We start from the raw sequence: 22269 nt of genomic DNA on the forward strand, positions 1-22269 counted from the left end.
ATCTCCAATTCCGCTTCCCGTAACTTCTGAATGATCTGCTCGACCTGCAAACGCTTCGTGCCCATGATCCCCTCCCTTTTTCAAGTGATGGTCGTCAGTCTACGACTGACGACCGGACTCGTTTAAGGGGGGCAGGTCACGATTCGTCGTACTCTCGGCCCGACGCGAGATCGCGAACACGGACCGTTTTCGCCGACCGATCGATCGCTCCGACCGACGATAGCGTTCGGACATCGAGTCGAAAGCGGGTCCGCAGCAGTTGAGGCTTGGCGACGAGGAGTTTGTCTCGGTCCGCGATCTCGCCGCCGATGTAATACGGCAAACCACAATTGGCAAACGACACATCCGGCCCGCGCTCGAACAAGATGATCTCAGCATCTTCCGAGAGCCTTCGAGCACGCGCCGCCGCCGAAGCTCCGCCCGCCACCCCACCGACGATGAGCAGCTTCAAGATCAAGATTCCTTTAGTAACGAACCGCCGTTGCTCTCTACTCAGCGTCGGGCTCAGCCCGATTCGCCGAGATCCTGCCGGTACGCCAGAAGCCGCAGCGAGTTTAAGATGACGACCAACGTGCTTCCTTCGTGAAACATGACGGCCGGGCCGATGCGCGCGAATCCGAGCGTGGTGGCGGCGCTCAACACGACGATCGTTCCCAGGGCGATCACCAAATTCTCGGCGATGATCCGTCGCGCGCGTCGTGACAGGCCGATGGCAAACGGGAGTTTCCCGACATCATCTCCCATGAGCGCGACGTCCGCGGTTTCGAGCGCCGCGGCCGTCCCCGCACCGCCCATCGCGATGCCGACGGTCGCGTTCGCCAACGCCGGGGCATCGTTCACGCCGTCGCCGACCATCACGACTTGGTCGTGAGTCTGCAGGAGTTCGCGAATCGCCGCGACCTTATCTTCCGGGAGCAGGCCGGCCCGAATTTGGTCGATGCCCACTTCCCGACCGATCGCTTCGGCGACTCCCTTGTTGTCGCCGGTCAACATGATCAGCGTTTCGATCCCCAGCTCGCGCAGCCGGTTGAGCGTGCGCCGAACGTGAGGCCGCGGAGCATCGGCGAGCCCGATGGCCCCGAGCCAGCGTCCGCCATGACGGACGACCATCACGCTCCGACCTCGCTGTTGAAGATCTGCCACCATCTTGCTCAGTACCTCGGGCACTGCCGCCGGTTCTCCTTCGAACAACCGCAGGCTGCCGATCTCGACGACCTGCTCCTCGACCGTCGACCGGACGCCGCGCGCCGTCACGCTTTCGACGTCGGACGTCTCCGGCAGTTCGATGCGATCCGCCTCGGCTCGCCGCACGATTGCCGCGGCCAACGGATGTTGCGACCGCCGCTCGACCGCCGCCGTGATCCGCAGCAGCTCCGCTTCCGAGACGCCGGGCATCGGCAGCAGATCGGTCACTTGTGGCTTACCGGCCGTCAGCGTGCCGGTCTTATCGAACGCGATCGCGCGGGCACTGCCGAGCGCTTCGAGATGCGCCCCTCCTTTGATCAGCACTCCTTTGCGCGCCGCTTGCGCGATACCCGCCAGCACCGTCGACGGAGTTCCCAGCGCCAACGCACACGGCGACGCCGCCACCAAGAGCGCCATCCCACGATAGAAGGAAACGTCCCAGCTCCAAATCCCCAGCAGCGGAGGAACGAAGATCAGCAGCACATCCGCAATCAACACTCCGGGAACGAAAATGCGCTCGAACTTGTCGGTGAAGCGTTGCGTCGGCGCTTTCTGCGTTTGTGCCTCCTCGACCATGCGGACGACTCGATCCAAGGTCCGATCGCCGGCGGCGCGACTGGTCGTAACTTCAAGCGCACCGGTGCCGTTCACGGTTCCGGCGAACACTTCGTCGCCGACCGTTTTCTCGACCGGCACCGATTCACCGGTGATCGGCGCTTGGTCGACGGCCGAATGGCCGGCGCGGACCGTTCCATCGACCGGGATCCGCTGAGCCGGGTGGACGATCACCGTCTCGCCGACGCGCACCGTCTCAACGAGAACTTCCTGCTCGACTCCGTCTCGTTGCACGATCGCCTTCGCCGGCGCGAGATCCGAAAGCGCGCGAATCGCGTTTCGGGCTCGTCCTAGGGCGTAGTGCTCCAACGCATGCGCCAAGGAGAACAAAAACAGCAGAAACGCACCTTCCACCCACTCTCCCATGACCGCCGCCCCGACCGCGGCGAGCAGCATCAGCAGGTCGATGTCGAAACGAAAGCTCCCTTTGAGCAGTCCTCCGAATAGATGTCGGAGTAGATCGAAACCGCCCGCCAGGTAGGCGGCGAGGTAGAGTCCGATCGCGATGCGGTGAGGAATTCCGAATCGGTTCTCACCGATCCAAGCCGCGGCGAGCAGCAGGCCGGTCGCCAAGCTCATCACGAATTCTCGGTTGCGACCGATCCAGCCGTCGTGTTCGCCGTCGCCGTCGTGATCGTGTTCCGGCTCGCGCGGCCTGCGGCTCGCGTAGCCTAGGTCTTGAAGGGCAGCTTGCAACTGAGTGACCGAAGTGTGCGAGCGCTCGAACTCAACGCGCATGCGCTGCGCCGGTATGCTCGCCGAGACGCCGACCACGCCGGGCATCGTTCGGAAGGCGGCTTCGATTCGTGCCGCGGCATCTTCCGCCCCGACGGCGCGAAGCTCGAGCAGCGCGTGGCCGTAACGATCGTGGATCTCCGCGCCGGCGGATCGGGCAACCCGCTCGACTTCCGCTAAGCTGAGCACGTCCGGATCGTAGTGCAGACACAAACTCGCCGGACGACCGTCGTCGTAGACGACATGGCCGCGCGTGATGCCGCGCTGCCGGCCGAGCCGTGATTCGAGTCGGGCCACGCACGCGTCCCGTTCGTCCGGGAGATCAGGTAGCACTAAACGCAGTTCGATGCGAGTCTTTTCGGTCATCGTGAGTGCTCTAAACCTCGATCGGGACGGGAGCCGCGGGGTAAGTCGAAGCCAACACCTTGAGCGCTTCGTATCCCGTCGGCGGAATGATCTGCCAGGGGACGAGCGCCACGCGCTGGACCGAACTGCGGACGCGCTCGATATGTGTACGCTCTTCGGCCGCTCGCGTCGCTAACAGTGCATCGCGCGGCTTAGCGGCGGCCAGCGACGAATTGATCACCCAAGCCCAAGGCTCGATTCCCGCGCGCCGCAGGTCGGCCTCAAGCGATTCCGCTTCCAAGACCGGCGTCGTCTCCGGAAGCGTGACGATCAGCATCTTGGTCTGCTGGGGATCTTGGAGCTGCATCATCGGAGTGCGCGCGTGGACGCCGGGGGCCAAGTTGCGAACCACGTCCCGGTGATACGCCCCGGTTGCGTCCAACAACAGCAGGGTGTGGCCGGTCGGCGCCGTGTCGACCACGACGAACTTCTTCCGAGACTCGTGCATCACACGAGAGAACGCCTGAAACACGGCGATCTCTTCGGTGCAGGGAGATCGCAGGTCTTCCTCGAGCACCGCTTTGCCGGCGGCATCGAGGTCTTTACCCTTGGTTTCCAGCACGCGCTGCCGATAGTTCTCGCTTTCGACATGCGGATCGATACGACTCACTTCGAGGCCGGCCACGTTCGATTCGACGGTCATCGCGAGATGCGCCGCCGGATCGGTCGTCGTGAGATGCACCGCATGACCGCGGGCGGCAAGCCCGACGGCGATGGCGGCGGCGATCGTCGTCTTTCCGACACCTCCCTTCCCCAAGACCATAATCAACCCGTGTTCGTCGCGCTCGATCTCGTCGATCAACTGAGAAAGCGGCGGCAACGCCGGGCCGGTCTGCTCCGTTCGATCGACGGCCGGCTGATCAACCAAAGTTGCGGGCGCCAACAGCGAGCGAAGCGCATCGACGCCGACGAGATTGCGCGGCTGGAGTGCGATTCGTTCCGTGGGAAGGGCGGCTAAGAGCGTGGAGGTATGAGCGAGCGCGTTTTGCTCGCGGGCGACCATGGCCTTCGCTAAGGGATCGTCGCTCGCGGCATCGGGCATCACGCCGTTGACGATCAGGCGCTGGTTCTTAATCCCCAGCGAAGCCAGCTCACCGCTCGTTCGTTCGGCTTCCTTCAACGCGCCAAGTTGGGGGCGAGTGACCAGAACGAAGGAGGTGTGCTCGGCGCTCGCTAACTCGGCCACCGCCTGAGAGTAGCGTTCACGCTGCTTCGCCAAGCCCGAGAGCGGCCCCAAGCAGGACGCTCCGCTTTGATTGTCTTCGAGAAAGCTCGACCACGCCGTCGGCAGTTGCAGAAGTCGCAACGTGTGTCCGGTCGGCGCCGTGTCGAAGATCACGTGCTCGAAGCCGGCGGTCAGCATGCCGCCCGTCAGCAACTCCGTGAACTCGTCGAACGCAGCGATCTCGGTGGTGCAGGCTCCGGAGAGTTGCTCTTCCATTCCCTTGACGACATCCGGCGGCAAGGCGTTGCGCACCGGCCCGACGATCCGATCCCGATACGCTTGCGCCGCGGCCTCCGGATTGATATTGAGCGCGAAGAGTCCCGGCACGGCGACGATTGCCGTCGGTTCTTCTTCGCCGATCTCCACGCCGAAGACTTGCCCTAAGTTCGAGGCGGGATCCGTACTCACCAGGAGCACTCGCTTGCCCCGATCGGCCAAGGCTACGGCGACGGCACAAGCCATTGAAGTTTTGCCGACACCCCCTTTGCCGGTGAAGAATAAGTTACGCGTCGGGGTGTCTAGGAACTTCATGACGGCTCATCCTTGTAAGTAGATCGAATCCATCGGTGAACGAGTTCTCGACGATCCGTTTCTGAATCGATTCAGCAACTCTTCGCTCCGCTGCAGCAACCGCCCGGCTTGTCGATGACTTGGATTGCGACGGGAGGGTGAACGGGCTCCAGCCACGCCATCAACGTGTCTCGCGTCGGGTATCCGTTCTGACTGACGAGGCGGCCCTCGACGACGATCGCCGGCAGGAAGTTCGTTCCCTGGGTCGACAGCAGATTGTGGATGATCGGATTCGCGACGAACGCCGTAGGCTGTTGAGCCAAGTTATAGCGCTCGACTTGATACCCCTGCGACGCGAGCCACGCGAGATCGGCGGCGAAGCGCGGCAACACGGGATCGATGTCCGCTCCGCAAACACCGGTCGAGCAGCACATCGGCTTGTCGTAGATTTGAATCGTTTTCATGGACTTCTCCTGTCGATCGATATGTTTCGGAAGAACGGCGAAGGCGAAAGTCGATCGCCTCGCTTGAAGGTCGAGCCAAGCGCTACAAGCTCGCGATCAACTTCTTGAGTTCTTTGAGCTTCGTCGGATGGATGCAGTAGCAGACCTTAGGCCCGTCGACTTCTCCTTGGATCAATCCGGACTCCTTGAGAATCTTGAGATGCTGCGAGACGGTCGACTGAGCGAGCGGCAGCCGATCGACGATCTCACCGCAGACGCACGCCTTGCGGCTGATCAAGAGCCGTACGATTCGTACCCGAGCCGGATGGGCCACGGCCCAAGCCAACTCGGCTAGCCGCTCTGCCGATTCATCGTCCGGCAGCGTCACGCCTCCGTCGTCGCAGCCTTTTACCTTTACTTTTCGCGTGATCATCATCGCTCCGTTCCACCACAAATTAATCGTCTATCTACGATTAACGATATCGGCAGGTAGTAGTGAGTCAAGTGGACGAGCTACAGGGGAATTGCATCTTGTGGGCCGCAACCTCGAAATCGCGATTTCGGGGGCGGTAGTCGCCTAAGATATCGGCCCAGCTCCCGTCGGAGGATCGCACAGAGCGATCTCGGCACACGATTGAGCGAAATCGCTCGCACGTACGGTAGAAGTGTCGTGCGTTTCCGCTGTCAGCAGAAACGTCCGGGCCGTCTGCTCCAGCGACCAGCAACGGGCCGGGCGTAATTCGAGAATCGCCATTCTCGCGGTGGGTCGATAGTGAGGCCTTCGCGGCGGCTCGATCTGCGTCATGCGGAGATCCTTGATCCGGATCTCTTCGCGTAGCCAGGAAACTTCCTGTTCGAGGCGATCGCACTCGGCCCGGAGCCGTACCCGCTGGTTGCTGCTGTCGGCCGCCCAACTGTGGCTAGAGATCAAAGCATACTGAGCCAAGGCGATCACGTGCAGGACGGCTGATTTAACCTGAGTTGACCAGGCCTTGGGCAGAGGAATCTGCGTAATCGTCTTCGGCCGAGGCATAAGCAGTTCCCAGGAAACGCGGTGCTTCGTCTTCCTGAAACGTTAGCTTAAACTCGGTGTTTGAGCCGGGTTACGGCCCAAAACCGACGGCACGAAGATCGTTGGACTAGCGCAGTGGACCAGCGCACCGGCGTTAAGACTAGCAGTGCCGGGGAGATCCGTGCGGCAAAGCCGTAGTGCGGCACCATCTCTGTCGATCTGATTCGAGACGATTTAATCAGGATTTCGACGACTTCGACGAATCGAAAACCGAGGACTTCTTTCGGCGAAAGAACCGACCGCAGTGCCCGAGCAACAAGGCCGGGAGTACGATCAGGCCTCCCGCCAATGCGGCCCAAAGCAATCCCAAGATCATCCATGCGAAGCGACCGGTTGGAAGAAAGGCACTGAGCGCAAACGGCATTAGGCCGAAGCCGCAAACGACGGTGCTTTCCACCATCGCGGCGGCGCAATGCGTGAAGGCGGCTTCGACGGCGACGGGCGGAGAATCCGTGCGCTCGATCTCGCGGCGATAGAACGTGAGATAGTGCAACGTTCCATCGATCGCCATACCGAGCGCGATGCTGGCCGTCATGACGGAGCCGATGTCCATCGGTCGTCCGAGCCAACCCATCGCGCCGAACAGCAGTACGATCGGGAAGAAGTTCGGAACCATCGAAACGAGGCCGGCGACGATTTCGCGCTCGACGGCGATCATCGTCAGCGTGATCACGACCATGGCCGAAAGAAAACTATTGAATAGATCGTGGACGAGCCCCCGTTGGATCTCATGGACGAGCGGCATCACACCGGTGTAGGTCACCGAAATGTGATCGACCCCTTTCTGTCGATAATCGTCGACGAGCGGTTCGACGGCGGCCCGAACCTCGGCGAGAAAGAGTCCGTAATCGATATCGTCGATCGAGCTGACTCGAGCCGTGACGCGCCAATGTTGGGCGTTGGGGTCCTTAGCGAGATAGCCGAGTTCGACGAACCGATCTAGGTTCTGCTCGAGCTTGCGCCGCACGATCGTCTTCGTTACGGACTGCCGCGCGCCACCCGACTCGGCCACGCTCGGTGTAAAGTCGGTGGCGGAGAGCGTCCCTTGCACTTCAGGCAAATGTGCCAGTCGAGCTTCGACTTGGCGCACCAGTTCCAGTCGCTCATAAACCGAGAGCGGGCATTGATGGCCTACGTGTACCAAGACCTCGATGGGAACGAGGGGCACCACGCGTTCTTCGATCCAGCGGTAATCCTCCAAGATTCGACTGTCGGAAGCGAACAACGTCTGAATTCGCACCGAGGTTCGAATTTTCGTCGCACCCACGGCGGTCACGATCATCAGCGCCGTGCTGACCGCCACGATCAACTTCGATCGTCGACGAATCACTCCGACTACCCAAGACTGCCAAGCGACCTGTGAAGGGCCATGATCCGAATTGCGGGCCGATGCGGCGAACTTGGGCCAAATCTCGAAGGCTCCCGGCAATACCAGAAACAACAACACGAAAGTCGCGACGACGCCCAGCGCGCCATAGAAACCGAATTGGCGAATCGGCTTGAGGTCGCTGACCAATAGCGACGCGAGACCGAGAGCCGTCGTGCCGCTTGAGAGGGCGCATGGCAACCATCCGAGCCGAACGGCCCTGGCGGCCGCTCCCTCGCGCCCTTCATGGTTGATCGCATCGTAAAGGTAGTTGACTAAATGGATGCCGCCGGAGACCCCCAGGACTAAAACCAACGGCGGCATCACCATCAAGACGGCGTTCATCGCCTCGCCGCAAAAATGAACAGCCGCCAACGAAGCGAACTGGCAATACGTCGCGATCACGAAGACGGCGAGCCCCGTTCGCCACGATCGCAAGCACCGCCACGTCAGCAGGAGAATCAGGAGCGATGAAGGACCGGCAAAACGATTCAACGATTCGAAGGAAGCACGATCGACCGACAAGCCGTCGATGATCGGGCCCGCCAAATGCTGGTCGGCGACTGGAACTTTGCAGTCGTCGGCGAGAATCCGTTGAACGAGTGCGACGGCTTGCGCGCGGTCGCGCAAGCCGTCCGACGTACAAACGACGATCCCGCACGCCGAACGGCCGTCTTGACCGACCAGCGAGCCGCGCAATCGCGATGCCGCCTCCATGGTCGATAGGGACAACGGAGGCGACGTCATCTCACGAATCGTACCGGTCGTCGTCAGCACGTTACTGAAATACGGATTCCCATTCGAGTCGCGCGCGTCTGGCGAAGAATCGAGTCGTCGCTCGAACGTGTCCAGGCGCTCATCGTCGATCGAACAGCCCGGCCAACTCACCACGATCACATCGCCGCTTTCGAACGACGATCGGAATCGTTCGTAATCCTGTCGTGCCGGGAAGTCGAATGAGACCCAGTCGATCGGCGAGTTGGCGTTCACCTGCAACGTTTGCCAAGCGCCGTAGATGAGCGCCGGTGCCGACAACGCCATCAGCGCGAGTGTGATGCGACAACAGCGGGCGTAGATCGAAGTCATATTCTTGTACCACCGCTCGTTTATGGAATAAGCGAGCCGACGAATCCATTATTCAAGACCGGCCTTCGATCGAGTGATCCGTGCTTGATGTGGACTTTGAGCGAGATTGATGGACGATCGTGTCCGTAGCCTATTCCGTTGACTGTCATCGCCTCTATGAAAATGGCGATCAGGTCGTTGATTTCCAACCTACCGGCTCGAGGGTCTACGCACAAAGCATCTTGAGTATTAATCATCGGAGCCGCCAGGCTTCAAGGACGATCGAGCCCAGAACTGTCGATATCAACGCTTGGTACTCACGGCTTTTCAGCCATTGTTCAAGAGACCAGTCCCCTGGAGTGAAAGCGAAGATCCTCGAAGGAATGAAGCGCGGAGTGCGCTGCGCGTACTCTCGCCAGCGCGAAGAGTATTTTGCATCCAGCCGTTGTTCTTCGTTTAAGACGGTAGCGATGTAAATCGCCGCGATGGGACCACAGACCACCAAAAAGTCGAATCCGTGTCCGATTAACATGCAGAAACCGAACATGACCGAAAACGAGCCGAGATAGAGAGGGTTTCGGCAGAGCGAGTAGGGTCCGACGGTCGTCAGATCGGCACCCTTACGGAGAATGCCGGCCGCCCAACTTCGAACGCAGACGCCGAGCAATACCAGTAGCAATCCGCAGTATCCTTGCCAACTTCCGTCGTAGAACCAACCATGTCGGGGCTTCGTCTCAAAGAGCAAATTCTCAACGATTAACGTGAGAAACAATAATATCGAGATCGTTACGCGGTTTCGGGCGAAGAACCGACGAATGCTGGCACTAACCATTTTTGAGCAGGGATAGTCTAAGAAGTGATGCGATATCTTGCGGGGCGAGTCGGCGGTGAACCCGATCAGTTGTGCGACGAATGCTCGATCGATTCCAAATTCATCTCCGGTCGCAGCGATAGCTAAAGCCGAGTAAGTCGTACTCAGATGCCTGGGGATTCTCATATTCTCCGGGATCAATCACCGCGTTTCTTCCTCGACTCTATTCGAAAACTCTAGCCGATCGCCTTGGCGATGATGAACGCCGCGGTCGCCGCCAGACCGCCGACGAGGACGGTCTGACCGGCGCTGCGCAGAGGACGCGACGTGGTGAACCGGCCTTTGACGTAGCCGAACACGGCCAACGCCAAAAGCGTCACCACGATCGAACCGAGTAGCGCCGTATGAATCGACGCGAAGACGAAGTATGGGGCCAGCGGCACGAGTCCCCCGGCGATGTACGACACGGCGATCGTCAGGGCGCTCCGACCGGCACGCTTCGGGTCCGGTTCATCTAAGCCGAGTTCGAAGCGCATCATGAAATCGACCCAGCGGGTCTTGTCCGCACAAATCGAAGCGACGACGGTGGCGACGCTGCGATCGTCGAGGCCGTAGGACTGAAGAATATCGCCGACTTCCTTCGCTTCTTGCTCGGGCATCTCTTCGGTTTCACGCTCCTCACGTTTGCGTTCGGTCACGAAGTGTTCGGCGTCGGTTCGAGCGGCCAAGTAGCCGCCGAGGCCCATCGCGATCGCACCGGCTGCGACCTCGGCCAAGCCCGCCGTCACGATGATTCCGCTCGACGCGACGGCCCCGGAAAGTCCGGCCGCCAAAGCGAACGGCACGGTCAGGCCGTCGGACATGCCGATGACGATGTCGCGGACGCTCTCCGATGAGGTGAAATGCTTTTCGAGATGCGGTGACTGCGGCATGATGCGCCCCTAACTAGCATGAAACGATGCTTCAATGTAACCGGCCTAGCGCATCCTTGCGTAACGACTCGGTGTCGGAAGAGTTCTTTTCGGGTCGACATGAAGCTCGATATGAGAAGCGATCTCATCTTCCTAACTCGCGGTTTCCATTCTGACAACAACGTTAGTGTGATGCCGCTGGACCACTCCCTCGGATACGATTGGTTGAGGGAGTCGGAACGAGTTCGACTCTCAGACCGGCGCGCTTCGCGTCGACTCATTGCCCGGAGAAGCGATTTGTTTTTCGGACTCACGCGACGCAATCTTCAGCCCGAGTTGCTCGATCAGCCGGGCGTGCCGGAAGATGTACATCGCAGTGCATTGAAAGGCCTGGAACGAGTCAACCTGATCTGCGGCACAGGCGCGATCGCTTGGAAGGCGATCGAACCGCTTGCCCGACGCAACGACTCACGGCCGCTCGAAGTGCTCGACATCGCTTGCGGGGGTGGTGATGTGCTACTCGACCTTCAGCGCCGAGCCGCGCGGTCGGGAGCGAACGTGAATCTCACCGGCTACGACATGAGCGAGACGGCGATCGCCTACGCGCGAGAGTCCTCGAACCACGGCATCGACTTCCAAGTCTGCGACATCTTTGAAAACTTTCCGCCGAAGCGGTTCGACGTCGTAATGTGTTCGCTGTTCCTACATCATCTCGATGAGAAGCATGCCGTGAAGTTGCTGCGAATCATGTCGGCCACGGCCCGGCGACTCGTCTTGGTGAACGATCTGATCCGGAGCGATTGGGGGTACGCGGCTGCACAGATCGTGTTGCGGCTTATCTCGTGCAATCGGATCGTTCTGGCCGACGGGCCGCAGTCGGTGGCCGGAGCGTTTAAGCTGCCGGAGGTTCGTCGACTTCTGCAAGTCGCGGAGATCCCCGACGCGACGATTCGCAAGATATGGCCGTTCCGGTTCTTGCTCTCATGGAGTCCACAGGCGAGCGAGCTTTGCGAACTAGTAGCCGACGATCGTTTCCCCGCGATCCGGGTCGCGACTCCCTGAGGCCGATACGGGTATCGACTTGAGAGCGAGTTGCTCGAAGCAAGATTGCGCGACCGGCACCGAGCGATAGATGCCACCGAATAACCTCGTAGCCGGATCGCCGGGTAAGCGATCGGCGAACATGATCGCTTGCATCAGACGCGGTCGGCGCAAGAGCATCGCGAGGGCCGATGCTTGGCGAATCGAGCGGCGAAACATCGATTCCCAAGCGATCTCGAATCGTCGCTGGGCAAGTTCTCCGGCCGGCTCTCCGCCATCGGATCGGCGTAAGATTTGATGGGCGAGCAACGCACCGGCCAAGGCCATCGTCATCCCTTGACCTGTCATCGGTTCGATCGTGCCGAACGCATCGCCGATGTAGAGCACGCCGGGTAGACGCGGCCGGGCGGTTTGCGTTCTGACGTCGGCGATGGTCGACCAGGGCTCTGCGTTCGACGTTCGGGAGATGAGCCGCAGCAGGCTCGGATAGGTCGACAACCAGTCATCGATCGCAGCGTCTAGCGAGCCGGTTTTGCCGGCCATCACTTCACGCGGGAGCAATCCGCACAGGTTCAGGCTCCCGTCTTCAACCGGCGCGACGCCGAGATAGCCGCCGGGGAGGCCGAACATCGCCAACTCGTCAGTGCGAAAATCCTCATTGCCGACGGGAAACGGAAAGTGGCGTTTGAAACCGACCAGCGTCGGTCCCCATCTAGAGACCGTTCCCGTATGTCGCACCACGACCGATTGTCGACCGTCGGCCGCGATGATGATCGGCGCCCAAAACACTTCGACCGACATTTGCCGAGCTTGGTCTCGCGTTTCTACTCCTTGCACGACGCCCCGCTCGATCAACACCGAACGGACCCGACGACCGACGCGCAGCTCGGCTCCCGACTTCTGCGCATGCTCGACGAGCAGCTGATCGAATCGGTAACGGCTCAGCGCCGTTGGGCATAGCGAGTCACCGGCGGCGGCGGGCACCGTGAGCCGATGTTTTGGCGATGCGAACAAGGAAACCGTTTTGATCGGTACCCCGAGCGCGCGCACCTCGGCACCAATGCCGATCGCATCCAAAAGCGGCTGCGCACCGCAAGCCAAATGCTCGCCGCACATTTTACGACGGGGGAAGTGGGATGTGTCGACAATCACGACACGTCGGCCATCACGAGCCAAAAGCGTGGCGAGCGCACTTCCCGCCGGTCCGGCTCCTACGACGACGACATCCCAATGAGAGTGCATGAAAGTGCCTGACTAAACATTTCGTTCGAAGCAACATCAGCGTAATCATTTTTACTTTAAGTCGGCAGGTTCCTCCCTCTTCGGTGGTGCCGGCGTGCGAATACGCACTCCATCGTTGTTGATAATCGATCACACTTCGACCGCCGTAGTAACGTGCCGATTGAGTTTGCGCTTTGCAAGAGAGATCGACCGGTGACAATGCAGTAAGGTACACCGACGGAGTAGGCGATCGGCGTTACTCGCCTCAGAGAAATCCGGATACTAAAGCGAACTGTTTTCCTTTCGCACGGAGGCCCGCTCATATGAATCGTTTCGTTTCCCTGGTTGCTCGGCAGTTACCGGCATTGGCCGGGATCGTTCTTTCGGCGGCGTCCAGCTTCGCACAGCAATCGGCGCTACAGCCGGGCCAAGTCGACGTGCAGCGCAGCAAGGCGTACGCCTTCGTCGCCGCTCGAGGTCTCGGTCACGAACACGGAGTGGAAGGTCGCGTCGCTTCCGGAACGATTCGCTTAGGCGTCGCTCAACAAGCCGGCGAACTCACGTTCGATTTGAAATCGTTCGTCTGCGATACGGCGGATTCGCGCGGGTACGTCGGCGTCAAAGGGACGACCGATGAATCGACGCAACAGCAAACGACGGCCAACATGATCAGTGCGGCGGTCCTCGACGTCGCAAAGTTTCCCACGGCGACTTACCTTATTCGTTCCTCGCTCCCGTTGGCGAAGCAACAACCGAACGATCCCGACCGGTTCGAACTGTCGGGCGACTTCACGCTTCACGGCGTCACACGACCGCTTTCGATTCGCGTGATCGCCGAGCCGGCACCGGGCCTTATACGTCTTCGTGGGCACTTTAGCGTGAAACAACGAGACTTCGGGATGACACCGTTTTCAAAAGCTTTCGGAGCGATCGGAGTCGCCGACGAAGTGAAGATCTGGGGCGACGTTTCGATCGCCGCGCAATAGTCGATTCCAAGTCCGATTTCCGCCTCATCGAAACGACCCGCACCGCATGATCAGCTTTCCCGACGTCAAGAAGTCCGAGATTCGCAGCCACTACGATTGGGCGACGCCGTTCTATCGGCTGCTTTGGGGCCGACATATCCATCACGGACTTTGGAACGGCGACGAAGGGCCGCGCGTCGCGCAGCAGCGGCTCGTGACGACGATGATCGAACTGGCCGGCATCGGCGAGGGGATGCGGGTGCTCGACGTCGGCTGCGGTATGGGGGGCTCATCGATGGAGTTGGCTCGTCTCGCCGGTTGTCGGGTGACGGGAGTCACGCTCAGCCCCGTGCAGCGCTTCGGAGCTACGCTCGAATCGCGCATGCGCGGCCTAGCCGGTCGAACGACGTTTCTTTGCGATGACGCCGAGCGGGTCGAGTTCGAACCCAGCTCGTTTGACGTGGTCTGGAGCGTCGAATGCACCGAGCACCTGTTCGACAAGCCGGCGTTCTTCCGTCGGGCGGCGAAATGGCTCCGGCCCGGCGGCACGATGATCATCTGCGCTTGGCTCGCCGGCGACGACGTTCTCGACGTTCAACTAGCCGAGCAGACGCGGCGAGTCTGCGAAGGGTTCCTGTGCCCCTCGCTCGGCTCGCCGAACGATTATCAAGGCTGGATGCACGAAGCCGGTCTCGACTTCGTCTCTTACGACGATTGGACGAGCCGGATCGTCAAGACTTGGGAAATCTGTCAGCGGCGAGTCGAACGAAGCCGCGTTCGCGTTGTCGCTCGGGCCGTTCCGGGCATGGTGAAGTTTCTCGACAGCTTCGAAACGATTTCGTCGGCTTATCGGAGTGGCGCGATGAAATACGGCTGCTTCGTGTTTCGAGCGCCGGTCCGCGTCGAAACGAATGAGCCCAACGATCGCAGCGTGCATTCGTCGCTTGCGCGATCGCTGAGCGGCGAGCCGTCCGTTTGAATCAACTCAGGAGTCGATCGTAAGTCATGGATGACGTTCGTCGCATGGATGCGCGCAGGATCGCGGGCATTTCGGTTGGAGTCGGGGTTCACGCGTTCTTCGTCGTGACCGTGTACTATCTCTACGGCTTTCTCGAAGGTTGTCCGCCCCGGCCCGGCGGCGCGAATCTGATTTGGGATGCGCTGCTAGGCTTGCAGTTCGCCGTGGTACATAGCCTGCTCTTGTGGCACGGCGTACGCGATCGGTTGGAGCGATTCATTCCCGGCGCTTTCTACGGCCTGTTCTTCTGCTTCGCGACCTGTGCGACGCTCTTGCTGGCGATCTCGCAATGGGAAGTCGGCACTTGGGCAGTGTGGCAGTTAGAAGGCGCGGCGCGCACGGCGATGCAAGCCACGTTCATCGCCACTTGGGGCCTGTTGCTTTACAGCCTGAGCCTCAACGGCTTCGGCTATCAAACCGGTTTCACCCCTTGGTGGCATTGGGTGCGGCGGCGTCCGTTGCCCCGCCGCGAATTCAAACCGCGCGGCGCTTATCTGCTGCTGCGGCATCCGGTCTATCTCAGCTTCATGGGCCTGCTCTGGTTCACGCCCGACATGACGATCGACCGCGCCGTCCTCACCGGGCTGTGGACGATCTACATCTTCGTCGGCAGTCATCTTAAGGACCTGCGTCTGATCTATTACGTCGGCGAGCGATATCGGCAGTATCAAACCCGAGTCCCCGGTTATCCGGGCTTCTTTTTCGGACCGCTCGGTCGTAGGAAGATTCCAGTTGCAGCGCCGCTGGTGTTGGAGTTCACGACGGCATCGCCGGAAGCCGAACGCCCGAAACGCATCGAATCTCCGGCAACGTCGTCCGTCGGTTAATCGACACCGCATCTCAACGACATCGACCCACACTCATCGCGTGGACTTCCGCGGATCATCGTCGCTCGAAACAACGACTGAATCTTTCGAGGGAGTGCGATAACGCGCGCTTCTTGAAAGCTGACGCCTAAGTCATCATCGCCTAATCGTCGTAAGCCTAGCGAGTCGATCAGCTCGACGGTTTCTCGATTTCGTTTTCCGGGATGTCCGATCCTAAAGGTAGAGTTCCTTACCTCGGTTCCTCCTTCTTCGAAACGGACCCATCTCATGTCGGCAATCAGCAGCGTCGGAAGTTCGACTCCGGTCGTCAATCAACAGATTCAAGCGGCGACGAACAAACAAGCTTCGCCGGCCGCGTCGTCGACTGCAAGTCAGGCCAAGCAACCGGCCGCCTCGAGCGATCCAGATCACGACGGCGACAATCATAGCGGCCGCTTGAACGTTACGGCGTAAGGCATCGCTCGGTGGAACGCTGGGCGGCACTTAGAACGTTGCCGCCCAGCGAACTCCGTAGACGCTCAGGTTGTCGAAGCCGGTCGGCAGCAGCCAGTACTCGTAGTTGAGCATCAACAAACTTCCGCCGCGGAGCGTGAAGTTGAAGCCTGTGGTGAAGCGATGCACGTCGAACGCCGTGAACGGCTCTCCTGCGGCAGCGGCCGTCGGCGCCGCATGGCGCTGCCAGTCGTACCGAGTGAGAAAGCTTGTTCGCAAGTAGTCGAACAGCAGCACCTCCGACTCCGCGTAAAAGCCGTCGACCACGTCGGGTGCGTTGGTCGGCATCGCGGGGTCGCCGCGTAAGTGATCGGAATTGCGGCGGGCATATTCGGCCTGAAAGCGAAAGAGGTCGCGATACCGGTACTGCGCATCGACGCCGAAGATGTGATAGCCCATCTTCGTATTCCCCGGCCCCGCGCCGCCGGTCGGTGAGAACGTGCCGCCGATCGCCGACGTGCCGAGCCTAAAGACATCGTTGCCGAACGTGGCCCGGCCACCGACCGAAGGAGTCGTGTTCGAAGCGTTGTAGGCGCGACTGAGATCGAAGTCGACGCCGCCGGCCGTACCCTGCAACCCATTGACGACGTAGCCGTCGAGGTTCAACCTCGTCCTTTGCGTAACGGGTAGGCCGAGACTGTAGACGGCTCCTTCGTCGGAGTACGGCATCGGCAACACCGGATCGCCGAGGTCGCCGTCGCGGACACGTTGACCCATGTTGTACATCAGCGGACGGCTCACGGTTCGATAGACGCCCGGATTGCTCTGCGCCGCAAACGCACCGAACGGCACGATGAAGCGTCCCGCTTCGACGGAGTTCCGGATCGCCGGATGTTCCATTCCCAGCGCCCGCAACAGATCGAGCCGCAGCGCCGCATCGACCAACTCGATCCGGTTGCCGGTACCGCCGTCGTCGTGGCAACTGATGCAGGCGGTCGCATGCGCCGTCAGCGGTGAGCCGTTGTTGACGTTCACACCGATCCAAACGTCGGGGAAGAAGCCTGAGTTTTGGAGAAAGTCGTTGCCGCCGCGCCAGGTCGGCGAGACGGTTCCGTTGAACGTCACGCCGGGGATCGGCATCAGCCAGGCGGCCGGTCCCGCCCCCGCCTGATCGTTAGCTGGGACCGGATGCTTGGAAGCAAGATAGGCGGCGATCGGTTCGAACGAGTCGGTCGGTATCGAAGCATCGGACTTCTCGGCCATCCGCTGAATGGTCGACATCCATTCACGGAAAGGCTTGGCCTTCTCCAGCGACTTTGCGGCATCGTGGCACTGCGTGCAATTTTGCTCGAAGGCGACGCCGCCGCGGCGGATCAACTCGGCATCGAGCACGCCGTCGCCGCCGACGCGCGGATTCGACGGTACGACCTCGGTCGGAATTTGTTCGGCGGTCGGCGGCGGAAGGACTAGCGGCGCAAGCGGTGTGGGGCTACCGGCATCGGTCCCTTGAGAACCCGTCGCCGGCGGAGGTGCGGCGAACTCGGCGTTCGGCAACGGAGTCGGCGGGTCGCCGAAGCCGGTCGAGCCGAACACGAACGACGCGGCGATCGCGAGCGCGACAAAGGTGCGGGTTCTCAACATCGTTGGCGACTCCGAACGCAAGGGGCGGAAGAACTTCCGCGAGAGGGGGCACGCGATGGGAAGGCGAAATATCGCCTAGAAGTGAGCGGTGAAATACCGTCACCTCGTAGCTCGGGTCAACGACAGTCGGGCAATACTTTCGGAGTCGTAACCGACATCGGAAAACGGCGTGGAAGTGTGACACGATCGCACATCGATCGCGCGAACAATTGCAATAATTTAAGCCTTGTCGAACACTCAGATGAGACTCGATGTCCCTAGGAAACTCGCAAGAACGTGCAACTTCAGCTGATGTTGACGCTCGCTCGCAAGGCTGCGTATGACTTCGTCGCAAAACATGCCGCGAGAAGTCGAGCGACACGTCCGAACGACGCTACGACGACACGAGTTCGCGGCATCGACGCACGATGCGTCATGCAAAGGCACCTGTCTGCGATTAAGGAAGACCGGCCGTGCTGCGAGCGCACAAATCACTGACGCGAATTCGACGCTGGTGGCTCGCGATCGTCATCGCTTTGCTCTGCGGCTGTCATCACAACACGAAGACGACGACCGCGAGTTCGACGACCGGTTCGAATCTCAGGCCGGTCGATTCGGGCCGCGCGATCTACACCAGCACTTGCACACATTGTCACTCCGCGAAAACTATCTCGAACTATTCACTCTCCGATTGGACGAACACAATCCTGCCCGACATGGCGGGCCGCGCCGGGCTCTCTACTACGCAATCGCAAGACGTGCTGGCCTACGTGCAATCCGTACTGAACGCTACGCCGTGACCACCGCGTAGTGGTGAACGCTCGACGAGCTTAGCCGCACGATCCAAGACGGTCGATGATTTCGTTTGAGTCAAGGCGAATGGCTCGGCCAAGAATCGCTTTTTCCGGTTCGGCCGGACTCGTCGAACCAAAGATTCCGTAAGGTCAAAATACTCGGCCGACGTGGAAAGACCAAGTAGAATGGCACTTACGAGCGGGCCGCTACAAGTAATTGCGGCCTATTCAGGAGGACGTTTCGGCACGGGAGGCTGACCATGACCCTGGGGTCGAGGTGCCTGCATGAGCCGCCTGTTCCAACCGTGGCAGTTGCTCGTCACGATTCTGGCCGGTTGGATGACCGAGCAGCAGCAACAGCTCATCGAATACCTCCGTACTGAGAATCGAGTCCTTAAAGAGCTGCACGGGAAGACACGGTTGCGGCTCACGGACGACCAACGACGCCGCTTGGCGGTCCCGGGAAAAGCGCTGGGGCGTAAGCTCCTCGGTGAAATCGGCACGTTGGTCACACCCGATACGATTCTGCGTTGGCATCAGCAGCTCATCGCCGAGAAATGGGATTACACCGCGCAACGACAGAACCAGCCCGGACGTCCGCCGATCACCGCGGAACTGCGGGAACTCGTGCTCACTCTCGCGAAAGAGAACCTCTCCTGGGGCTACGACCGCATCCAAGGCGCTCTCGCCAATCTTGGTCACGCCGTTTCCGATACGACCGTCGGCAACATTCTCTGGCAGAACGGCATCGAACCGGCGCCGGAACGAAAACGCCACAGCACCTGGAAGACGTTTCTTCAGGCCCACTGGGAGCCGTTGGCCGCCATCGATTTCACCACGATCGAGGTCTGGACCAAGGGCGGCCTCGTCACCTATTACCTGTTGTTTGTCCTGGAACTGGCCACGCGCCGCGTTCAGTTCGCCGGTCTCACGCCCAGTCCCGACGGACCGTGGATGACGCAGATGGCCAGGAACTTGACCGATTATCAGGACGGCTTCTTAAACGGCAAGCGATACCTGCTGCTCGATCGCGATACGAAGTTCGCTGAATCCTTCGTGAACGTCTTGGAGCAGGATGGTGTGGACTGCTTGCGACTGCCGCCGCGGTCGCCGAATCTCAACGTGCATCTGGAGCGATTCATGCGCTCGATCAAGAAGAATGCCTGTCCCGGATGATCTTTTTTGGCGAGCACTCGCTGCGGAACGCCGTCCGCGAGTTCCTGGCCCACTATCATACGGAGCGAAATCACCAGGGGCTCGACAACCAGCTCATCGCACCGGGCGTTGAAGCGGGAGCCGTCGTCGGTAAGATCGCATGTCGGGAACGGCTCGGCGGGCTGCTCCGCTATTACTATCGCACTGCGGCTTGAAAGGCAGCCTCATGAGCGGCCGGCTCCAACGGCGATTTTCGGCCTGGGTCGGCCGTGATCGACAACGCGAGATCGAACGGCTGTACGCGGAACGGGTCCGGTTGAAAGCCGACGCTCTCCAGAGCAACGGGGACAGACCGATTCGACTCTCGCCGGCTCAACATCGGTGGTTGAATGTGCTTCGCCAAAAGATCGATCCCGAAGCGCTCCGGCGGATCGACCTGCTCGCCGTCGCGGAATAGCGTCCTGATGGAAACCGAAGTCACCTATTGCACGGGATTTATACGTCGACTCGATTTTTTGACCATACGGGATTCGGATGCAGCAGTCAAAGTCCTGCGGTCTTATCGCGCGGATTCCAGGCGGAAGGAAGTCGTGCCGTAAATGGGTAAGCCGTCGTGCGAGGACTCGGCTTTGACTTCGATCGTGGTGCGGGGCGGCAACGTCGCTCGGTCCGCGACTCGTAACGTCAGCACCGCAAGATTCGCGTCGACACCGACTTCGACCGAATCGCAATCGAGCCCCGCGACGCCTGCCGGCGGGTGCAATCGCAGCTTGATCGGCCCCATCGCCACCCGTCGCATCAGCCGAACTTCGATGCGCTGCGTCGTTCCCGGCTTGCCGACGACGATCGGCGGATCGATAGTCATCGTCAGTAGACTCGGCTGACAACCGATCGACATGCTGCCGGCTGCGACTTGAAAGACGGCGTAGGTCTTGCCGTCGATCCCTGGAACCTCGGCGACGCCCATCACTCGGCAACGGTGCGTCGTCCCTTCGATCGTTTTATGTTGGATCACCAGCGGAATCGAACCGGAACTCTCCCCTTCCGAGACTTGCCCCTCGAGTGGGACCACGGTGCCGCGACGATCAGGTTCGACGCCCACGAGGCGAATCGGCGCCGAAAAACCAGCTTCTCGTTCGGCCGTGACCGGGAACCGAAACGCAGCCATGCGCGGAGCATCGAGAATCGTCGTCGTGGTCTTCAACTTGAAAGGGATCTCCGGACTCACGGCAAGCCAGAGTCGATCGACGGCCGTTGTCGCCGTCGGCGAGTCGGCGATCGCGGCGGCCCTGGCGATCGTCCGACTCCCGCTCTTGCTCCGAACGACGACCCCCACAAGCTTTGCGAGCGGCGCGGTTTTGTTCGTCACGGCGAAGGAAAGTTCGACCGTGGCGGGTGTCTTGGCGGGGACCGGTTGCGGCGCAACGGTCACTCCTGCGGGGAGATCGACCGCGGCGATCTCCAACTCATCGGACAAGCCATCGATCCGTTCCACCAGCACCGGCAAGGTCATCGTCTTCGCGGCATGGACGGTCAGCGACGCCGTGTTGACGCGAGCCGTCACGTCGGGCCGTAGCGCAGTGAGATGCAGGCGATAAACGAAGTCGGAGCCGCCGCGCCGGCTACGATCATGCAGCATGACGAAATAACGGCCGGCGGTCGGAGCGGTGAACCGGAAGCTCGGATCGCGCGAGGTTTTGAAGTCGTCCGTTTCAAGGAGCTTCTTTCCGGCGGCATCGACGACGGCCGCGACGATGTCGGTCGGAAAATGCAGCTCGGCGGATTCAACGCGGAGCGCGAACTGCGCCCCCTTCTCGGCGTCGATCGCGAACCAATCGTCGTCGCCGGCTTGCGCGAGTCGGCCGTTGACCGTGGAATCGAGCGGAAGCGGCATCGCATGTTCGGCATCGTCGTTAGGTTCCGCTTCGAGCGTCTCGGTGCTCTCGCCGACGGGAATCGAGAGGCGATTCGCGCCGCCCGGCAACGTCACTTCGTAATGCGTCGACGATTGCGGCGGGATCCGCAGGGCAAGCGTAACTCCCGATGCGGAAGGCAAGTTCCAGCCATGCAGGGTGGCGGCAGTTTCCGCGGTACGCGATGCGCCGTAGGGAAACACATAGTCGAGCCAAGGGCCGTCGGTGACCGTCAGGCGATAGACGTGCGCCGATCCGCCGGTCAACTGAAAGTCGAAGACTTGGATCGTGTAGCGCCCGGCCCGAGTCGCACGGAAGACCGCCAGCGCGTCGACTTCGCGACGCGGCGAGCCGGCGGCGATCGGCCTTCCGTCCGGGTCGAGCACGCGGATCATGACGTCGACCGGCGAGCGAAACGCTCGGGCGGTGGCGGCACAAACGATTTGCGTTCCCGCGGCGAGAGTCACCCCATACTCATCGATATCGCCGGCGGATTCCAAACGACCGTTGGCGGTCACCGGTAGTTTCAACTCCAGCGTTTTTCCACGGTCGACATGCACGACTTCCGGCAAGTCGCCGACTAGGAAAGGAAACGGCGGCGACGCTCCCTGCACCGACGCGAGGCGAACGTCGTGCGCACGCGAATCAGCATTCGCCGCTACGGACACTCGATAGCGATTCGCGGTCGAAGGCTGCAGCGAAATGCCGGCATCGTCGCTCGATAGCCGGCAAGCGTCCGGCATGAACTCGCCGCCCAGTTGAACTTCCACCGTCGTTCCCCGTCGGGCTCCGGCGGGAAACAGATACTCGATCTTCGGAGTCGATTGCGCGAGGCCGCTCGTTTCGCTTATCACCCCCGATAGGCCGATGCTCCAGGCGAGTGCGTACCCGAAGTAGATGCGAGGAAGCGACATCGGAATGAAAGCCTACCGTGAGCGAA

Annotated in this window: 18 protein-coding genes and 2 pseudogenes; 8 read left to right on the top strand and 12 right to left on the bottom strand. The window is 60.8% G+C overall.

The genetic code is table 11. The annotated features are described in order from the left end of the window. Nucleotides 1-139: 139 nt before the first annotated feature. From K8U03_11440 to K8U03_11480, 9 genes and pseudogenes are all read right to left on the bottom strand, one after another. A pseudogene (locus tag K8U03_11440) lies at nucleotides 140-451 on the bottom strand (FAD-dependent oxidoreductase). A gap of 53 nt (nucleotides 452-504) precedes the next feature. Further along, complete coding sequence (gene cadA / locus K8U03_11445) at nucleotides 505-2901, bottom strand: cadmium-translocating P-type ATPase (GenBank protein ID MCE9605499.1); 2397 nt, start codon at nucleotides 2899-2901, stop codon at nucleotides 505-507. A gap of 10 nt (nucleotides 2902-2911) precedes the next feature. After that, a complete protein-coding gene (gene arsA, locus K8U03_11450) occupies nucleotides 2912-4696 on the bottom strand; it encodes an arsenical pump-driving ATPase (GenBank protein MCE9605500.1) in 1785 nt (594 codons plus the stop codon). Nucleotides 4697-4767: 71 nt separating this feature from the next. Continuing rightward, the gene (arsD, locus tag K8U03_11455) at nucleotides 4768-5139 is read right to left on the bottom strand and encodes an arsenite efflux transporter metallochaperone ArsD (GenBank protein MCE9605501.1); all 372 of its coding nucleotides are present in this window, start codon (nucleotides 5137-5139) and stop codon (nucleotides 4768-4770) included. Nucleotides 5140-5221: 82 nt separating this feature from the next. Further along, a complete protein-coding gene (locus tag K8U03_11460; GenBank protein ID MCE9605502.1) occupies nucleotides 5222-5551 on the bottom strand; it encodes a metalloregulator ArsR/SmtB family transcription factor in 330 nt (109 codons plus the stop codon). A 144-nt stretch (nucleotides 5552-5695) separates the two neighbouring features. Continuing rightward, entirely contained in the window at nucleotides 5696-6151 is a 456-nt protein-coding gene (locus tag K8U03_11465; GenBank protein ID MCE9605503.1) for a hypothetical protein, read from the bottom strand. Between the two features lie 217 nt (nucleotides 6152-6368). Continuing rightward, nucleotides 6369-8642: an MMPL family transporter gene (locus K8U03_11470; protein ID MCE9605504.1), complete on the bottom strand. Its 2274-nt coding sequence runs from the start codon at nucleotides 8640-8642 to the stop codon at nucleotides 6369-6371. A gap of 232 nt (nucleotides 8643-8874) precedes the next feature. Further along, nucleotides 8875-9633 carry an isoprenylcysteine carboxylmethyltransferase family protein gene (locus K8U03_11475; GenBank protein MCE9605505.1) on the bottom strand — a complete coding sequence of 253 codons (759 nt, stop codon included), beginning with the start codon at nucleotides 9631-9633 and terminating at the stop codon, nucleotides 8875-8877. Nucleotides 9634-9668: 35 nt separating this feature from the next. Then, nucleotides 9669-10364, bottom strand: coding sequence for a VIT1/CCC1 transporter family protein (locus tag K8U03_11480; protein ID MCE9605506.1), 696 nt, complete (start codon nucleotides 10362-10364; stop codon nucleotides 9669-9671). A 276-nt stretch (nucleotides 10365-10640) separates the two neighbouring features. On the opposite strand from K8U03_11480, the gene K8U03_11485 reads away from it, so the two are divergent. Then, complete coding sequence (locus tag K8U03_11485) at nucleotides 10641-11405, top strand: methyltransferase domain-containing protein (protein ID MCE9605507.1); 765 nt, start codon at nucleotides 10641-10643, stop codon at nucleotides 11403-11405. Here the strand turns inward: K8U03_11485 and K8U03_11490 are convergent. Then, nucleotides 11358-12626, bottom strand: a complete 1269-nt coding sequence (locus K8U03_11490; GenBank protein MCE9605508.1) for an FAD-dependent monooxygenase — start codon at nucleotides 12624-12626, stop codon at nucleotides 11358-11360. The genes K8U03_11485 and K8U03_11490 overlap by 48 nt on opposite strands. Before the next feature lie 302 nt (nucleotides 12627-12928). On the opposite strand from K8U03_11490, the gene K8U03_11495 reads away from it, so the two are divergent. The 4 genes from K8U03_11495 (at nucleotide 12929) to K8U03_11510 (ending at nucleotide 15868) form a co-directional block, all read left to right on the top strand. Further along, nucleotides 12929-13591, top strand: coding sequence for a YceI family protein (locus tag K8U03_11495; GenBank protein MCE9605509.1), 663 nt, complete (start codon nucleotides 12929-12931; stop codon nucleotides 13589-13591). A 46-nt stretch (nucleotides 13592-13637) separates the two neighbouring features. Further along, complete coding sequence (locus K8U03_11500; protein MCE9605510.1) at nucleotides 13638-14549, top strand: methyltransferase domain-containing protein; 912 nt, start codon at nucleotides 13638-13640, stop codon at nucleotides 14547-14549. 26 nt (nucleotides 14550-14575) lie between these two features. Continuing rightward, the gene (locus K8U03_11505; GenBank protein ID MCE9605511.1) at nucleotides 14576-15415 is read left to right on the top strand and encodes a hypothetical protein; all 840 of its coding nucleotides are present in this window, start codon (nucleotides 14576-14578) and stop codon (nucleotides 15413-15415) included. 267 nt (nucleotides 15416-15682) lie between these two features. Next, nucleotides 15683-15868, top strand: a complete 186-nt coding sequence (locus K8U03_11510) for a hypothetical protein (GenBank protein ID MCE9605512.1) — start codon at nucleotides 15683-15685, stop codon at nucleotides 15866-15868. Between the two features lie 30 nt (nucleotides 15869-15898). Here the strand turns inward: K8U03_11510 and K8U03_11515 are convergent, their stop codons facing one another. Then, a complete protein-coding gene (locus K8U03_11515; protein ID MCE9605513.1) occupies nucleotides 15899-17488 on the bottom strand; it encodes a hypothetical protein in 1590 nt (529 codons plus the stop codon). A 452-nt stretch (nucleotides 17489-17940) separates the two neighbouring features. Between K8U03_11515 and K8U03_11520 the strand changes: the two genes are divergently transcribed. The 3 genes and pseudogenes from K8U03_11520 (at nucleotide 17941) to K8U03_11530 (ending at nucleotide 19873) form a co-directional block, all read left to right on the top strand. Next, nucleotides 17941-18267 (top strand): hypothetical protein, encoded by a 327-nt coding sequence (locus K8U03_11520; protein ID MCE9605514.1) that lies wholly within the window; start codon nucleotides 17941-17943, stop codon nucleotides 18265-18267. A gap of 279 nt (nucleotides 18268-18546) precedes the next feature. Beyond that, nucleotides 18547-19631: pseudogene (locus tag K8U03_11525) on the top strand (integrase core domain-containing protein). A gap of 11 nt (nucleotides 19632-19642) precedes the next feature. Next, complete coding sequence (locus tag K8U03_11530; GenBank protein ID MCE9605515.1) at nucleotides 19643-19873, top strand: hypothetical protein; 231 nt, start codon at nucleotides 19643-19645, stop codon at nucleotides 19871-19873. A 102-nt stretch (nucleotides 19874-19975) separates the two neighbouring features. Here the strand turns inward: K8U03_11530 and K8U03_11535 are convergent, their stop codons facing one another. After that, on the bottom strand, nucleotides 19976-22243 hold the full coding sequence (locus K8U03_11535; GenBank protein MCE9605516.1) for a PPC domain-containing protein: 2268 nt from the start codon (nucleotides 22241-22243) through the stop codon (nucleotides 19976-19978). Nucleotides 22244-22269: the final 26 nt, after the last annotated feature.

It is taken from the genome of Planctomycetia bacterium (assembly GCA_021413845.1).
Lineage (GTDB): Bacteria > Planctomycetota > Planctomycetia > Pirellulales > PNKZ01 > PNKZ01.

Coding starts and splice junctions, on each gene's coding strand:
- cadA (MCE9605499.1), bottom strand. CDS start 2,901: ATGACCGAAAAGACTCGCATCGAACTGCGTTTAGTGCTACCTGATCTC.
- arsA (MCE9605500.1), bottom strand. CDS start 4,696: ATGAAGTTCCTAGACACCCCGACGCGTAACTTATTCTTCACCGGCAAA.
- arsD (MCE9605501.1), bottom strand. CDS start 5,139: ATGAAAACGATTCAAATCTACGACAAGCCGATGTGCTGCTCGACCGGT.
- K8U03_11460 (MCE9605502.1), bottom strand. CDS start 5,551: ATGATCACGCGAAAAGTAAAGGTAAAAGGCTGCGACGACGGAGGCGTG.
- K8U03_11465 (MCE9605503.1), bottom strand. CDS start 6,151: ATGCCTCGGCCGAAGACGATTACGCAGATTCCTCTGCCCAAGGCCTGG.
- K8U03_11470 (MCE9605504.1), bottom strand. CDS start 8,642: ATGACTTCGATCTACGCCCGCTGTTGTCGCATCACACTCGCGCTGATG.
- K8U03_11480 (MCE9605506.1), bottom strand. CDS start 10,364: ATGCCGCAGTCACCGCATCTCGAAAAGCATTTCACCTCATCGGAGAGC.
- K8U03_11490 (MCE9605508.1), bottom strand. CDS start 12,626: ATGCACTCTCATTGGGATGTCGTCGTCGTAGGAGCCGGACCGGCGGGA.
- K8U03_11495 (MCE9605509.1), top strand. CDS start 12,929: ATGAATCGTTTCGTTTCCCTGGTTGCTCGGCAGTTACCGGCATTGGCC.
- K8U03_11500 (MCE9605510.1), top strand. CDS start 13,638: ATGATCAGCTTTCCCGACGTCAAGAAGTCCGAGATTCGCAGCCACTAC.
- K8U03_11505 (MCE9605511.1), top strand. CDS start 14,576: ATGGATGACGTTCGTCGCATGGATGCGCGCAGGATCGCGGGCATTTCG.
- K8U03_11510 (MCE9605512.1), top strand. CDS start 15,683: ATGTCGGCAATCAGCAGCGTCGGAAGTTCGACTCCGGTCGTCAATCAA.
- K8U03_11515 (MCE9605513.1), bottom strand. CDS start 17,488: ATGTTGAGAACCCGCACCTTTGTCGCGCTCGCGATCGCCGCGTCGTTC.
- K8U03_11530 (MCE9605515.1), top strand. CDS start 19,643: ATGAGCGGCCGGCTCCAACGGCGATTTTCGGCCTGGGTCGGCCGTGAT.
- K8U03_11535 (MCE9605516.1), bottom strand. CDS start 22,243: ATGTCGCTTCCTCGCATCTACTTCGGGTACGCACTCGCCTGGAGCATC.